Here is a 13,868-nt window from a genome sequence, read left to right on the forward strand (position 1 = left end):
AAAAGGGGGCAATTTTAAAATTGTCCCCTTTTTTTGAATCGCATGAAACCAATCAAAAATGCAATCCGATCAAATTTTAAAGGTTATTACAGGAGCTTCGGAATGATTGACAATATCTTCACCAATACTTCCCATAAAGAAGTGGGATAGACCCTTTCTGCCGTGTGTTGGAATACCGATTAGGTCAGCGGATATTTTGTCGCTGTAATTGATAACACCTTTTTCGACAGTATAGTCGTTAAATATCTCCACTCCAATGTTTATTTTGGCCTCGTTCAGGAATTTGGAGATTTTTTCAGAAGCATCATTGGTGCTCAAAAACTCGTCCCCTGGAGTGTTTATATATACAAGGTGCAACTTGGCCTTTAAAAGGCTGGCCATTTCTTTGGCTTTTTTTAGGGCAGGAACACTCTCTTCCTCAAAATCACAGGCAAAAACAAAATGCTTTGGATTAAAGCCATTGACCTCATTACCCTTGATTACCAAAACAGGAACATCGGAGGTTCTTACAACTCTTTCGGTGTTGGAACCAATAAAAATCTCCTGCAGGCCATCTGCACCATTGGATCCCATAACAATAAGATCGGCATTGTGTTTTTCCGCCACTTCGGCCACCTCACTGAACACTTTGTAGTGCTTTATAATGGGAACTACCTTTAGGTCTTTTAAATAAGGTTTGTCCAAAAAGTCGGTGAACCTTTGCTCTCCTAATTTTATAAGGTGTACCACCTGTTCTTGGGAAATATAACCAGATTCCCCCATAATGGCGGGAGAAAGTTCCAGCATGTGCAATACATATAGTTCTGCCTTGTGTTCTTTTGCTAAGGAAGCAGCAACTTTAAGGGCTTTTTCGGATTGGTTTGAAAAATCAACCGGTACGATTATACTGTTCATTTTATTGTTTTTTTAGGTTAAACGGTCATGGAAAATATTCGGGTATTTGGTTTTTGTCGGTGCAGTTTAAGGTCAAATGCCATGCTAATGTTTCTTACAAAAGGCCTTCCTTTGTCGGTTACCTTAATTTTGGTGTCGTTTATTTCTACAAGTCCATCTGCTTCCAATTCGGATAAGTTGCCCAAGATATTTCCAAAATCCACCACTTCTTTTTCCTCGGTGTTCCAAGTAGTTTCGAATTGGCACATTATATTAAGAATATGCTTTCTCAAGATTTCATCTTCCGTATTTAGGATGTGCCCTCTAAAAATAGGGATAACTCCGTGCGAAACCAAATTCTGATATTCTTCCACATTCTTTACATTTTGGGCAAATCCATACCAGCTATCGCTAATGCTCGATGCTCCCAAACCGATCATAAGTTTGGTTTTTGATGCGGTGTAACCCATAAAGTTTCGGTGCAGGGTGCCATTTCCCAGTGCTTTGTACAAACTATCGGTGGGTAGGGCAAAATGATCCATGCCAACATCCTTGTAACCGAACCCCGTGAGCATTTTTTTGCCCATTTCGTACTGTGCTTTTTTCTCCACGGACGATGGAAGGTCTTCATTTTTATAGCCACGTTGTCCGTTGCCTTTTATCCAAGGCACGTGAGCATAACTATAAAAAGCGATTCTATCGGGTTTTATAGCATTGGTTTTTATCATGGTATTCTCCACATTGGCACAATCTTGAAATGGCAATCCATAGATGATGTCGTGTCCAACCGAGGTATATCCAATTTCTCTGGCCCATTCGGTAACATTTTTCACGTTCTCAAAGGGCTGTATCCGGTTTATGGCACGCTGAACGGTGAGGTTATAATCCTGTACACCAAAGGAAACCCTTCTAAACCCTACATCGTAAAGCGCTTGTAAATGTTCTTTTGTGGTGTTGTTGGGATGGCCCTCAAAACTAAATTCAACTTCGTCCGCCTTGTTTCCCAGGCGCACAATGCCTTCGATGAGCATTTTTAAATTTTCCGGAGAAAAAAAGGTAGGGGTGCCACCACCCAAATGGAGTTCCTTTATCAGAGGTTTGGAACCCAACAAGTCGCAATACAGTTCCCATTCCTTTAAAACTGCCTTTATGTAGGGTAGTTCAACCTCGTGTCTTTTGGTAATGCGTTTATGGCATCCGCAAAAGGTGCACAGATTTTCACAAAAGGGGAGGTGTATGTATAAACTGATTCCTTCCTTTTGGCTTTCCCGATATGCTTTTAGTACACTAGAATTCCATTTTTTTCCAGAAAAACTGTCCAGATCCCAATAGGGTACGGTTGGGTAACTGGTATATCGGGGTCCGGGAACATTGTATTTTTGAACTAATCCACACATCGTTGTATATATCATTACATTAAAATTCAAAATTACCTTAGGCAGGTTGCATAGAACATGATAATTGTCAGGATTGGTGTGTAGAATGGCAAAAAATGATTTTTAATGCCTGATGAGTATCATATTTTTCGTTATCCGAGCAAAGTATCTTTAAAGGACTTTGACTTACAATTAACTTAAGCTCAATGGGAGAACATATCAGAAAAAGCACGTTTAGTGAAGCGGAACGGAAAGCGTTTGTCCAACATCTTATTGATGACGTCCAAACCTTGGAGCAAATGATTGCAGAAGGTATGATCGAAAATGATATCGTTAGGATTGGAGCCGAACAGGAAATGTGCCTGGTAAATGGCGATTTTAGGCCATCCCCCAAAGCTATGGAAATTATCGAAGATGTTAACGACGACCACTTTACCACCGAATTTGCAACTTATAATATTGAGGCCAATCTCGACCCGTATAAGTTGGAGAAGGATTGCTTCGCCAATATGGAGCAACAGCTACGAAAATTGTTGGACAAGGTGAAGAGAACTGCTGATGAACATGGTGTCAAGATTATTTTGACCGGTATCCTCCCTACTATAAGCAAGGAAGAGCTTGGTATGGATTTTATGACCCCAATACCCCGGTATTATCGGATAAATGAAGTTTTAAGGGCTTGGAGAGGGAATGATTTTTCGCTCAGGATCAAAGGGGCAGATGAACTTTCACTGCATCATGACTCGGTACTTTTTGAAGCCTGTACTACCAGTTTTCAACTCCATTTGCAGATATCCCCCGATGACTTTATCAAAAGTTACAATTGGGCACAGGCCATTTCCGGTCCTGTTTTGGGAGTGTGCTGCAATTCTCCTTTGCTTTTGGGAAAAGAACTTTGGAGAGAGACCAGAATAGCCCTATTCCAACAAAGTTTGGATACCAGGGTTTGGACAAAAGCGGTAAAGGAACAAGTGGCCAGGGTAGGCTTTGGGGAGCACTGGCAAAAGGATTCTGTGGCCGAGATTTTTAAACAAGACATTTCCTCGCACCGAATTTTACTTACAAAACCCATTACAAAAGGTTCGTTGGATGTGTTGCGGCATGGAGAAATCCCAAAATTGGAAGCACTGAGCCTGTTCAATAGTACAGTGTACCGATGGAATCGCCCATGCTACGGAGTGGGCAATGGAAAGCCGCATTTACGAATTGAAAACCGGTACATTCCCTCTGGCCCAACGGTAATCGATGAAATGGCCAATTTTGCTTTTTGGGTAGGGCTTATGGCCGGAAGACCGGAAAAGTATGACGATATGCCTAACGTTATGGACTTTAGAGTAGCCAAGCTCAACTTTTTTAGAGCCGCCATGAGTGGAAGGCACACGGTGTTTTCATGGTTGGACAAGACTATGACGGTAAAAGAAATTGTCAAAAAAGTATTGTTGCCCATAGCTTACAATGGATTGCGAAAATTCGATATTGATGAAAAGGATATTAATAAGCTCTTGGGCATAATTGAAGCAAGAACGAAAAACGGTACAGGGGCCGAGTGGCAGATCAAAAATTTTAGGGAACTTAAAAAACAGATGAAGCTGGACAGTGCCATTGTGCAATTGACCAAATCCATGTACAATAACCAAGAGACCCAAACTCCCGTTCATCAATGGAAACCAATAAGGGGAATGGCCAAGACCAAGGAGTCGTTTCAATGGGTAAGACAGATCATGTCCACAAAGCTCATGAAGCTGTACGAAGATGATTATGCCAATTTGGCCATAGCCATTATGCAATGGAACAATATCCACCATATTCCTGTAGAAAACGGAAAAGGGAAATTGGTGGGGCTGCTTACCTGGAGCCATATCGAAAAGTTCGAAAAACTGGACAAGAAAGAAGCCAAGGTGTCTGATATCATGGTCAAGGACGTAATTACCGTACAGCCCAGAACTGAAATAGAAACCGCAAGAAAAATGATGCACGATCACCAAATAGGATGTTTGCCGATTTGTGTGGATACCCATATTGTGGGAATCATCAGTAAAGTAGATTTGTAGCTATGACTTTAGTTCACAATATAGCATGGGATGAAACAGTTAGGGTTGATAGAATCATTGATCATGTTAAAGGTAAGAAGGGAGGTCCGACCGTAGTTTTTTTTGGGGGTATTCACGGGAACGAAACAGCCGGTGTTTTTGCTCTAAAAACTGTTTTTAATGAAATCAGAGCAAAAAAAATCGGCATAAGCGGGGAAGTCTATGCCATTTCTGGAAATTTGGGCGCCCTGAAAAGTAGACAGCGTTTTCAAGATGAGGACCTGAACAGGATTTGGTTTCCGGAAAGGATAGAACGTATTGTTGGAAATAAAGAAATTCATCATAACGAGGAGAAAGAACTGAACCAGCTTTATCGGTTGATTCAGGACATCCTAAAAAACAGTAATCCTCCCTTTTATTTTTTGGACCTTCATACCACATCGAGCCATACCTCGCCTTTTATGGTGCTCAACGATAGTTTGCTGAACCGTACGTATGCATCCAATTATCCATTGCCCATTATCTTGGGGATAGAGGAGTATCTTAAAGGGGCTTTATTGAGCTATATCAATGAACTGGGCTATGTTTCCCTTGGTTTTGAAAGTGGGCAGCACAATGATGGTGAAGCCATACAAAATAGTATTGAGTTTATTCGCTATTCCTTGGCATTGACCCGGTCCGTTGATTTTTCGGAACGGGAGAAAGGGCGATTAAGGAATAAAATAGCAGCATCTGGAACGGTATCGCATAAGTTTTACGAAATATACCATCAGTATGATATTGGTCCGCAAACCACTTTTAAAATGTTTCCGGGCTTTGTCAATTTTCAAATAGTGCCAAAGGATGAAAGTTTGGCACTTGTTGATGGTGTGGTGTTAAAAACGACCAAAAAACGGCAGATTTTTATGCCTCTATACCAAAAACAAGGGAATGAAGGCTTTTATTTTATTAGGCCCATACCTAAAATTTGGTTGTGGCTGTCCAAAAAATTAAGAAGGTTCAAAGTAGACCATATTTTAGTGAAATTGCCCGGTGTGGAATGGGAAACGGATATGAAAGATACCCTGATGGTTGACCAGAGGGTGGCCCGTTTTTTCACCAAATCATTTTTTCACTTGTTGGGTTACAGGGCAAGAAAATTGGATAAAAACCATTTAGTGGCCAAAAATAGGGAGAGTGCTTCAAAATCTGAGGAATATAAGGGAGCGGCTTGGTTCAAAAAATAAAAAGGCCCAAGAAATTGACTTGGACCTCTATCTTCGGGCTATGTTTCGGTTTTCAGTTTTGCATTACAAAATTTATAGGTATGCTATACTTTACACTTACTTTTTTTCCACGTTGTTCGCCTGGTTTTACTTTGGGCAAAGATGCAATAATACGTTCGGCCTCTTTTTCCAATAGCTTATCCGGACCTCTTTTTTGTATACCGGTCACCTGACCGTTTGAATCGATTACAAACTGTACGTGGACCCTACCTGTTATCCCCATTTCCAAAGCAGATGGTGGATAATTGAAATTGGCTTTGATATGCTCCTGCACCTTTTGGTTAAAGCAATCTTTGCGTTCTGCTTGAGTTTGTAGATGCTCGCATCCAGGGAACACAGGAACATATTCAATTACTGCAAAGGGAACTACAATTTCTTCCTCCACTTCCTCCACTTCAACATCTTCGATTTTTACAACAACATCCTCGATGTAGGTTTCTTGACTGCTTTCGGTACTTTCAATTACGGTTTCTTTCACATCTTCCACATCCTCCACAATCTCAATTACATCAGGTGCAGATGGCGGGGGCGGGGGCGGTGCGGTTCTGATTATTTCGGTAATGGGTACATCTTCCTTAAGTTCGTCGGTTACCTGCACAACTTCCGAAACTTTGGATTCCTCTTCATAGAACTTTACTTCAAAGGATTGCCATGTCATGAACAACACCGAAGTAAGTCCTATCATGAAATATAGACTGCTGTTGCGTCCAATTTCTGCGTTTGAGTTCTTTTTTGGTTTCATGACTGCTACTATTTAACTATGTTAAAGGTAGCGCTCTTCAAAATCAGAAAATATGATAATAATCAGGTTGAGCCCTTCGGCTACGCTCAGGATAAACTATGGTCGAAACAGCTTTGTTTTTTGAATTACTGATATCTCTACTGGGTGTTAGAGGATAAATCATTCTTCGTAGTATGATACTTGTCATAGATTCACCTTTTCAATAAAAGCTATGTTCTTTAAGCAATTTTCTTCTTTTGGTTTTCCCAGATGAGTGCAGCGGCGCCGCAAATAGCCGCTGTTTTTCCCTCCATGCTGGAGTGTAGGAGCTTTACCTTTCCCTTGTACACATCTAAAAGGAACCCGTTAAAGTATTTTTCCAAAGGGGTCATGATCCACTTGCCGCTATTGGTGAGCCCACCCATTAAAATAAATGCTTCAGGTTGGGTAAATGCCGTAAAGTTGGCCAATGCCTGTGCCATAATTCGGGCTGTATAGTCAAAAGCTTTAAGAGCAATTTCGTCCCCTTCTTCCGCGGCTTGGGTAATGTCCTCCCCATGGAGGTCGTTATAGGCGATGTTTCTAAACCTGCTATCCACCATATATTTGCTCTGCATATACATAACAGTTCGCTTTAATCCGGTAGCGGATACATAAGCCTCCAACCCTCCTTTTACGCCAAGTCCGGTCAACCTGCCATCTCCCATGGTCATGTCCACATGGCCCAATTCGCCTGCGAATCCGTCATATCCATCTATAAGTTGACCATTGGCCACTATTCCGGCGCCAAAACCTGTACCTAGTGTAATTACAATAAAATCGGTCATGTTTTTAGCACCTCCAAAGAGCATTTCGCCCAATGCGGCAGCACTGGCGTCGTTCATTATGCGAATGGGCATGTCCATTCTTTGCTTAAGGAGTTTAACCAAAGGAACACTGCCTTTCCACACTAAATTACTGGCATTTTCTATGGTTCCATTTTTACTGGAAGCATTAGGGGCGCCGATACCGCAACCTATTACATTGGCATGCTCTCCAAACTGTGCCAAAAGCTCATCGGAAGTAGATTTTATTTTATCAAGATAAGCATCCAAGTTTGGGAATTCCTTGGTTCTAAAAAAAGTTTTTTCGTGGCATTTACCAGTTTCATCAACCAATCCAATTTTGGTTTTGGTTCCTCCAATATCTATTCCGATTACTAAATCCATATTTAAAGTCACATTATTTTACGGCTTTTAAATATAACTATTATGAAGGCAATAAAATAACCTCCTTGACTTTTATGACCGCTGATTTTTTGCTAATATCATGGAAAAGTTGAAAACCCTGACTTCTGTCATGTTTTAGATCATGGAGCGGTTCTACTTTTGGATACAAGAATTGAAATCAATAAATAAAATAGGTATGAGCAGTTTAAATAAAATATTAATTCCGTTTGATTTTTCCGAGGCATCAGTAAATGCCTTGGAGTATGTGGTCAATTTTGTGGGTACAGAGAGAGCTATAAATATCTTGGGCCTTTATGTAGGCGTTATGCCCATTAGTGAATCCGATAGTGAAAAATTAAAAAGAGATTTTTCCAAATTATTGGATTCTTTCAATGTAAAATTGAAAGTGGACCCTGAATTCACTACCGATACGGGTGAAGTAATCAGCACTATTCTTTCCGCCCAAGAAAAGAGCAATGCAGATTTGATCATGATGGGCACTATGGGCGATAAAATTACGGATGAAGCCATTACCAACACATCGAAATTGGTGTTGGAGGCCAATTGCCCGGTAATATCAATTCCTTATGGAACCGCCATTAAAGAACCTAAAAACATTGCCTTGGTAATGGGGGGCGAAAAAATTGATGACAAGAACGTCTTGGGAACACTATTGGACATTGCCAGAGCATTTGATGCCCGTATCCATGTGCTTACCATTTATAAGGATTCCGTTTATGATGAAGAAGCCATCAAAGAATCCAATGAAAATTTGTTGGAATACTATTTGGAGCACTTTTATGCCGACCACACCTTCACTAAAAATGAAGATGTGGAACAAGGTATTTTGGACTACATCAACGAAAAAAGCATTGATCTGTTAACCATATTGCCCCGGAACCATAACGAAAAAAGTATACCTTCGGAAGGGAGATTGACAAAATTGCTGACCCTGCACTCCGAGATACCGGTATTGGCCTTGGATTAAATCTTTACCTTTGAAGATGCTGTCGCTGCCGATAGATTCGCACCACAGTTTGTCCGAACATCTTTAAGATTCAATAAAAGTGAACGATAAAAATAGATTTTCCATAGAAAGCTTGGGGGCGTCTCAGTATACGTCGCCGCTTCAGCTTAGTACCGTTAAGGGAGACCACATATTCAGCTTTGTAAGTGAGTCGGATAGGTTGGTGTTCGACCCCTCCATACAATATTACAATCAATGTTTAAATGATGGGGAGGCACCTATTTGTATGGAAAAAGCAGGTCCAAGACAAAACATCTTTTTTGATGCCAAAAACACTACTGCGGCAATAGTCACCTGTGGCGGTCTTTGCCCAGGAATCAACAATGTGATTCGTGGATTGGTAATGGCCCTGCACTATTTTTATGGGATCAAAAAAATTATTGGGATCCCCTATGGTTATGAAGGCCTAAATCCTGAAAAAGGACATGATTTCGTAGAATTGACACCGGACAAGGTAAAGGACATCCATCAATTTGGGGGTACTTTTTTAGGTTCGTCCAGAGGCGAGCAAGATGTGTCTGTAATGGTGGACACCCTTGAAAATAACCGTGTGGATATGTTATTTGCCATTGGTGGAGATGGAACTTTGAAGGGGGTAAATGCCATTGGTGAGGAAATTGCCAAAAGAAATGGGAAAATCAGTGTAGTGGGAATTCCAAAGACCATAGACAACGATATTGATCTTATTGACGAATCCTTTGGCTTTCAGACCGCTTTTGACGTAGCAAGTCCCATTTTACGCGATGCCCATAATGAAGCAACAGGAGCTTATAATGGTATCTCCATTATTAAATTAATGGGTAGGGATAGTGGTTTTATTGCTGCTTCGGCCGCTTTGGCCATGCCCGTCGTTAATTTTGTACTGATTCCCGAAATGGATTTTTCCCTTGAGGGTGAAGAAGGCTTCTTAAAAGTTTTGGAAAAGCGTCTACAAGAAAAAAAACATGCCGTTATTGTGGTGGCAGAAGGTGCGGGACAACAACTTTTTAAAGACAGAAAGATGGTAAAGGATGCATCGGGCAATGTACAGCACGAGGATATTGGTGTTTTCCTAAAGGAAAAAATTATAGAATACTTTAAAGAAAAAAGGCCAGTGACCATTAAGTACATCGACCCTAGCTATATTGTGCGGTGTGCCCCGGCCAACTCCAGCGATAGTGTTTATTGCAGTGGATTGGCTTATCATGCCGTACACGGAGCAATGGCCGGAAAGACCAAGTTTGTTGCCAGTAGGATAAACAATCGTTATGTGTATTTGCCTGTTGACGAAGTCACTAAAAAGAGAAAGAAAATTGATTTGGAAGGCGAGTTCTGGTTCTCTGTACTGCAAAGCACAGGTCAGCCGTTTTTCTTGGGATAAGAACCGGTTTTTAACTGACAATTATCATTAAATTTTATCTATAGTAGTCATAGATTTGAATACAATCAAAACAGTAATCATGGAAGTACACGTTCAATATCAAAAGATGAAGACCAGTGAGTCGTTGACCCAATTATTAATAAAAAAACTGGAAAGTTTGGAACAAAAATACAGTTGGTTGATCAAGGCCAATGTATTGTTTAAAACTGAAAATGATAAAACTGGAGAAGGCAAGATCTGTGAAATTGAGCTGAGTGCTCCGGGACCGAGAATATTTGCCAAATCCGATACCGACGATTTTGAAAAATCCATGTCCCAAACCGTTGAGGATTTGAGAAGACAGCTTGAAAAAAGGCAAGCTACGTTCGATACCCGTTAATAGAAATTAAGATCTTTGTAGCGTACAGATCTTTTAAAAAACACTGTGATGAAACTTAAATTAATCGGCATCAGTTTACTGCTCCTTATGGGATGCTCTTCAACTAGATTGGTGAGTACTTGGAAAAATCCCGATATAGTGCTATTTGATGCATATCAAGTGCTGGTAGTGGGCATGGTGCAGGACGATAGCGCCCGAATGGAGTTTGAATCCAGGTTTGCCGATGCTTTAAAAGATCAAGGAGTGGATGCTATGCGCAGTATTGATCTTTTTGATGTGGAATTCACCTCTTCCCAAAGATCTGAACAGGAATTGGAGGAAGTGGAACAACAGTTGCTGGACAAAGGGTTCGATGCTATTTTGTTTACCAAGGTCGTAGGCACAGAAAACCGAAGAACATTTAGGGAACACATTAACGAAGTGGATAAAATGCTTATGAGGTTCAGTACGGATTATTTGGAACATCAAGAAATTTACTACGATCCCGAATACTACGATACTTTTAACATATACCATGCAGAAACCTCCCTATACTGTATATGTGTTGGAAAGGAGATAGAGCTTGTTTGGAGGGGCGAAGTGGACGTTACGGAGCCAACGAATGTCGATAAGGCCATAGGTTCCTACGTTAAGTTGGTAACCAAATCAATGGGAGAAGAAGACGTGATTTTTTAAGAGGATAGTCCTATTGCCTCCAAAATTCCCAAAAAGTCCAACGCAATCAAAACGGGTATTGCAATCAATATTACGATCAATACAAAGACCATGATTCGTAAAAAACCGACTATAAGTCTGTTTCCAAAGCTAATTTCATCTGCCATAATAGTGTAATTTCCATCAATTTAAGGAATTATTTGCGTATTTCCTTTATTGGATGGCTCACTATTCGATTAAAGGATTGTTTTTTGCCGTATGCTGTAAACCAATCAATTGGACTTTTGTTTCTTTCGACTGAGCAGTTTTCCCAACTCCTCCAAAGAGATTCCCTTGGTCTCTGGCATCATAAAAATCACCCATAATAATTGGAGTACCATCATAACCGCAAAAAAGATAAAGATAGGCCATGGGTTATCTTTAAAAATTCCTATTTCAGCATCTAAAAAAGTAGGGGTGAGCAAGGTAATCAAAGCAGCGAATACCCAGTGCGTTCCAGTACCCCACGATTGCCCGTAAGACCGGACCTTGTTCGGGAAAATTTCCGAAATAAACACCCAGATCACGGCACCTTGCCCCACGGCATGGGAGGCAATAAAAATCAAAATAAAAGTGAGCAACAGCACGGAACTGGCGCCTGAATAGAAACACCAGCCCACCATGGCCAAACTCACAATATAGCCGATGGAACCGATGTACATTAATTGCTTTCGTCCCAATTTATCGATCAGGGAAATGCCTACAAAGGTGAATATCAAGTTAATGATACCGATGGATATGGAACTAAAGAGCGATTCACCCGAAGCGAGACCTGCCCGTTCCAAGATTTCAGGGGCGTAGTACAGCACAAAATTGATTCCCGAAAGTTGATTGAAAAAAGCAATCAAAAAAGCTAGGGCCAGCGGTTTGTTGTACTTTCCAGAGAACAAACTTTCCTTTTGTTTTTCCGTGGTTTCCACTAAGGCAACTTTAATTTGCTCCAGATGGATGGAGGCCTTGTCTTTTGCAATGCCCAATAAAGTAATGGATTCAATGACCACAGCGTCTGCTCGGTCCTTCAACAACAACCATCGTGGGCTGTTCGGTATCTTGAACACCATAAAGGTGTAGATCAAAGCGGGAAGCCCTTCAATACCCAACATCCATCGCCAAGCAATGCTTTCATCAAAAATGATCCCGATAAAATAATTGGATATAAAGGCGATCAAAATTCCAAAAACAATATTGAACTGGTACATGGCCGTTAACCTACCACGTGTTTGGGCAGTGGAAATCTCAGAGATATAAACCGGTGCGGCCACCGATGAGGCACCTACGCCAATACCCCCAATAAACCTAAAGAGTGAAAAACTATAGGGTTCGGGAGCAAAGGCCGAACCCATCGCCGATGCAAAATAGAGTACACCTATCCAGAACAAGGTCTTTTTTCTTCCCAAACGGTCGGTTGGAATACCTCCAAAAAGTGAACCCAGAACGGTTCCCCAAAGTGCCATGGACATTATGAAGATACCGTGGAAAGTGAAAATGGAATCGCCCAAAAACCAGTTGGTGTCCCATATTTCTTTTATGGGCTGATTTGCACCGGAAATAACAACGGTATCAAACCCAAATAAAAAGCCCGCTAGGGCCGCCGTCAATGAAATTCTGAAAATACGCTTGTCCATATAAAAGGTGAATTTTGCTAAAGCTAACCAAAATTTACATAATCTTGGAAATGTGTTTCATAATCAAATCGGCAGCACCTCTGTTAGAATTGATGTAATTGGAGTTGATTGCTCCTATATTTTTAATGGAAATAGGGTTGTTCAAAAGGTCGTCCACCAAATTGTCAAAACTATCTTTACTCGAAATGGGTAGGATGCCACCTTCATTAACGAGGTCCTCTGCTTCCTTGAATCCTTCAAATTGTGGTCCAATAATAATGGGGATTCCAAAAACCGCAGGTTCCATGGTGTTGTGCAGTCCCGTGGCAAAACCACCCCCTACGTAGGCGATATTGGCATAACTGTATATTTTGGTCAACAAGCCAATGGTGTCCACCACAAGTACATCGAACTCCTTTAAATTTTGATTGCCTATCGTGGAATAAAGTACCGTTCTTTTTTGAAGGGCCGAGGTGATTTTCTCAATATGGGCAGGTTTTATTTCATGAGGGGCGATTACAAATTTCACCTTTTCTTTGCTGTTATTGATGTAGTTGATGAGTATCTCTTCATCTTCGAGCCATGTACTGCCCGCTACCATGCACAGTTGGTTGTTTTTGAAACGGTCCATGAATTCCAATTGATTGTTGCGTTCCAAAATTTTTGAAACTCGGTCCAAACGAGTATCCCCACTAATACTGATATTTGTAAATCTGATGGATTCCAACAGCTTTTTGGAGTTTTCATCTTGAACGAAATAATGGTCGAATTTCCCGAGGCTCTTTCGCATAAATCCACCATAAGGCTTAAAATAAATCTGCCTACTGGAAAAAATAGCCGATACCAAAATAGTGGGAATGCCCCTTTTTTTAAGGTGATAAAGATAATTGGGCCAAACCTCGTACTTTACAAAAATGGCCAACTCTGGATTCACAAGGTTTAAAAATCGCTTTGCCTTGTAATTGCTGTCCATGGGTAAATACACCACCAGATCGGCAACCGATGAATTCTTTTTCACCTCATAACCAGAAGGAGAAAAAAAGCTTAGGACCAGTTTGTGCTCGGGATATTTGGAACGTAATCTTTCTAAAATAGGCAGCCCTTGTTCAAATTCGCCCAAGGAAGCCACATGCATCCAAACGGTTTTACTGTTCAGTGGGAGCTGTTCCTTCAATAAGGGAAAGGCTTTCTGCCGACCTTGAACGAACAATTTAATCTTCGCGTTAAAAAGTGCAATTACTTTAAGGCCAAGCCAAGCTATGTTGATCAGTATGTTGTAAAGAAAACGCAAGGACATCATTTTTCGCTAAAATACATTCTTTCGGTCAGAGA

The 13,868-nt window shown here is 40.9% G+C and carries 13 protein-coding genes; 6 read left to right on the forward strand and 7 right to left on the reverse strand.

What is annotated here, in order from left to right; genetic code table 11:
• Window positions 1–69: 69 nt before the first annotated feature.
• Together MURRU_RS08770 and hemN are read right to left on the reverse strand one after the other, a co-directional pair.
• Window positions 70–894 carry a universal stress protein gene (locus tag MURRU_RS08770; RefSeq protein ID WP_014033105.1) on the reverse strand — a complete coding sequence of 275 codons (825 nt, stop codon included), beginning with the start codon at window positions 892–894 and terminating at the stop codon, window positions 70–72.
• A gap of 17 nt (window positions 895–911) precedes the next feature.
• The gene (gene hemN / locus MURRU_RS08775; RefSeq protein ID WP_014033106.1) at window positions 912–2,285 is read right to left on the reverse strand and encodes an oxygen-independent coproporphyrinogen III oxidase; all 1,374 of its coding nucleotides are present in this window, start codon (window positions 2,283–2,285) and stop codon (window positions 912–914) included.
• A gap of 170 nt (window positions 2,286–2,455) precedes the next feature.
• On the opposite strand from hemN, the gene MURRU_RS08780 reads away from it, so the two are divergent.
• Together MURRU_RS08780 and MURRU_RS08785 are read left to right on the forward strand one after the other, a co-directional pair.
• Window positions 2,456–4,300, forward strand: coding sequence for a glutamate-cysteine ligase family protein (locus MURRU_RS08780; RefSeq protein WP_014033107.1), 1,845 nt, complete (start codon window positions 2,456–2,458; stop codon window positions 4,298–4,300).
• Between the two features lie 2 nt (window positions 4,301–4,302).
• Window positions 4,303–5,505 (forward strand): succinylglutamate desuccinylase/aspartoacylase family protein, encoded by a 1,203-nt coding sequence (locus MURRU_RS08785; RefSeq protein WP_014033108.1) that lies wholly within the window; start codon window positions 4,303–4,305, stop codon window positions 5,503–5,505.
• A gap of 52 nt (window positions 5,506–5,557) precedes the next feature.
• Here the strand turns inward: MURRU_RS08785 and MURRU_RS08790 are convergent, their stop codons facing one another.
• Window positions 5,558–6,286 (reverse strand): energy transducer TonB, encoded by a 729-nt coding sequence (locus MURRU_RS08790; protein WP_014033109.1) that lies wholly within the window; start codon window positions 6,284–6,286, stop codon window positions 5,558–5,560.
• A gap of 218 nt (window positions 6,287–6,504) precedes the next feature.
• Complete coding sequence (locus MURRU_RS08795) at window positions 6,505–7,473, reverse strand: ROK family protein (RefSeq protein WP_014033110.1); 969 nt, start codon at window positions 7,471–7,473, stop codon at window positions 6,505–6,507.
• Window positions 7,474–7,669: 196 nt separating this feature from the next.
• Between MURRU_RS08795 and MURRU_RS08800 the strand changes: the two genes are divergently transcribed.
• The 4 genes from MURRU_RS08800 (at window position 7,670) to MURRU_RS08815 (ending at window position 10,914) form a co-directional block, all read left to right on the forward strand.
• Entirely contained in the window at window positions 7,670–8,461 is a 792-nt protein-coding gene (locus tag MURRU_RS08800; protein WP_014033111.1) for a universal stress protein, read from the forward strand.
• A 79-nt stretch (window positions 8,462–8,540) separates the two neighbouring features.
• Window positions 8,541–9,860: an ATP-dependent 6-phosphofructokinase gene (locus tag MURRU_RS08805; protein ID WP_014033112.1), complete on the forward strand. Its 1,320-nt coding sequence runs from the start codon at window positions 8,541–8,543 to the stop codon at window positions 9,858–9,860.
• Between the two features lie 79 nt (window positions 9,861–9,939).
• Window positions 9,940–10,239, forward strand: coding sequence for an HPF/RaiA family ribosome-associated protein (locus MURRU_RS08810; protein ID WP_014033113.1), 300 nt, complete (start codon window positions 9,940–9,942; stop codon window positions 10,237–10,239).
• Window positions 10,240–10,287: 48 nt separating this feature from the next.
• Window positions 10,288–10,914: a hypothetical protein gene (locus tag MURRU_RS08815; RefSeq protein ID WP_014033114.1), complete on the forward strand. Its 627-nt coding sequence runs from the start codon at window positions 10,288–10,290 to the stop codon at window positions 10,912–10,914.
• Here the strand turns inward: MURRU_RS08815 and MURRU_RS17940 are convergent.
• The 3 genes from MURRU_RS17940 to MURRU_RS08825 all read right to left on the reverse strand — a co-directional run bounded on the left by MURRU_RS17940 (window position 10,911) and on the right by MURRU_RS08825 (window position 13,833).
• Window positions 10,911–11,060 (reverse strand): hypothetical protein, encoded by a 150-nt coding sequence (locus MURRU_RS17940; RefSeq protein ID WP_014033115.1) that lies wholly within the window; start codon window positions 11,058–11,060, stop codon window positions 10,911–10,913. The two genes, MURRU_RS08815 and MURRU_RS17940, sit on opposite strands and share 4 nt — an antisense overlap.
• Window positions 11,061–11,165: 105 nt before the next feature.
• Window positions 11,166–12,557, reverse strand: coding sequence for a sugar porter family MFS transporter (locus tag MURRU_RS08820; protein ID WP_014033116.1), 1,392 nt, complete (start codon window positions 12,555–12,557; stop codon window positions 11,166–11,168).
• A gap of 34 nt (window positions 12,558–12,591) precedes the next feature.
• Entirely contained in the window at window positions 12,592–13,833 is a 1,242-nt protein-coding gene (locus tag MURRU_RS08825; protein WP_014033117.1) for a 3-deoxy-D-manno-octulosonic acid transferase, read from the reverse strand.
• Window positions 13,834–13,868 lie beyond the last annotated feature (35 nt).

Origin of the sequence: Allomuricauda ruestringensis DSM 13258 (assembly GCF_000224085.1) — a bacterium.
In the GTDB taxonomy this organism is placed as follows: Bacteria; Bacteroidota; Bacteroidia; order Flavobacteriales; family Flavobacteriaceae; genus Flagellimonas; species Flagellimonas ruestringensis.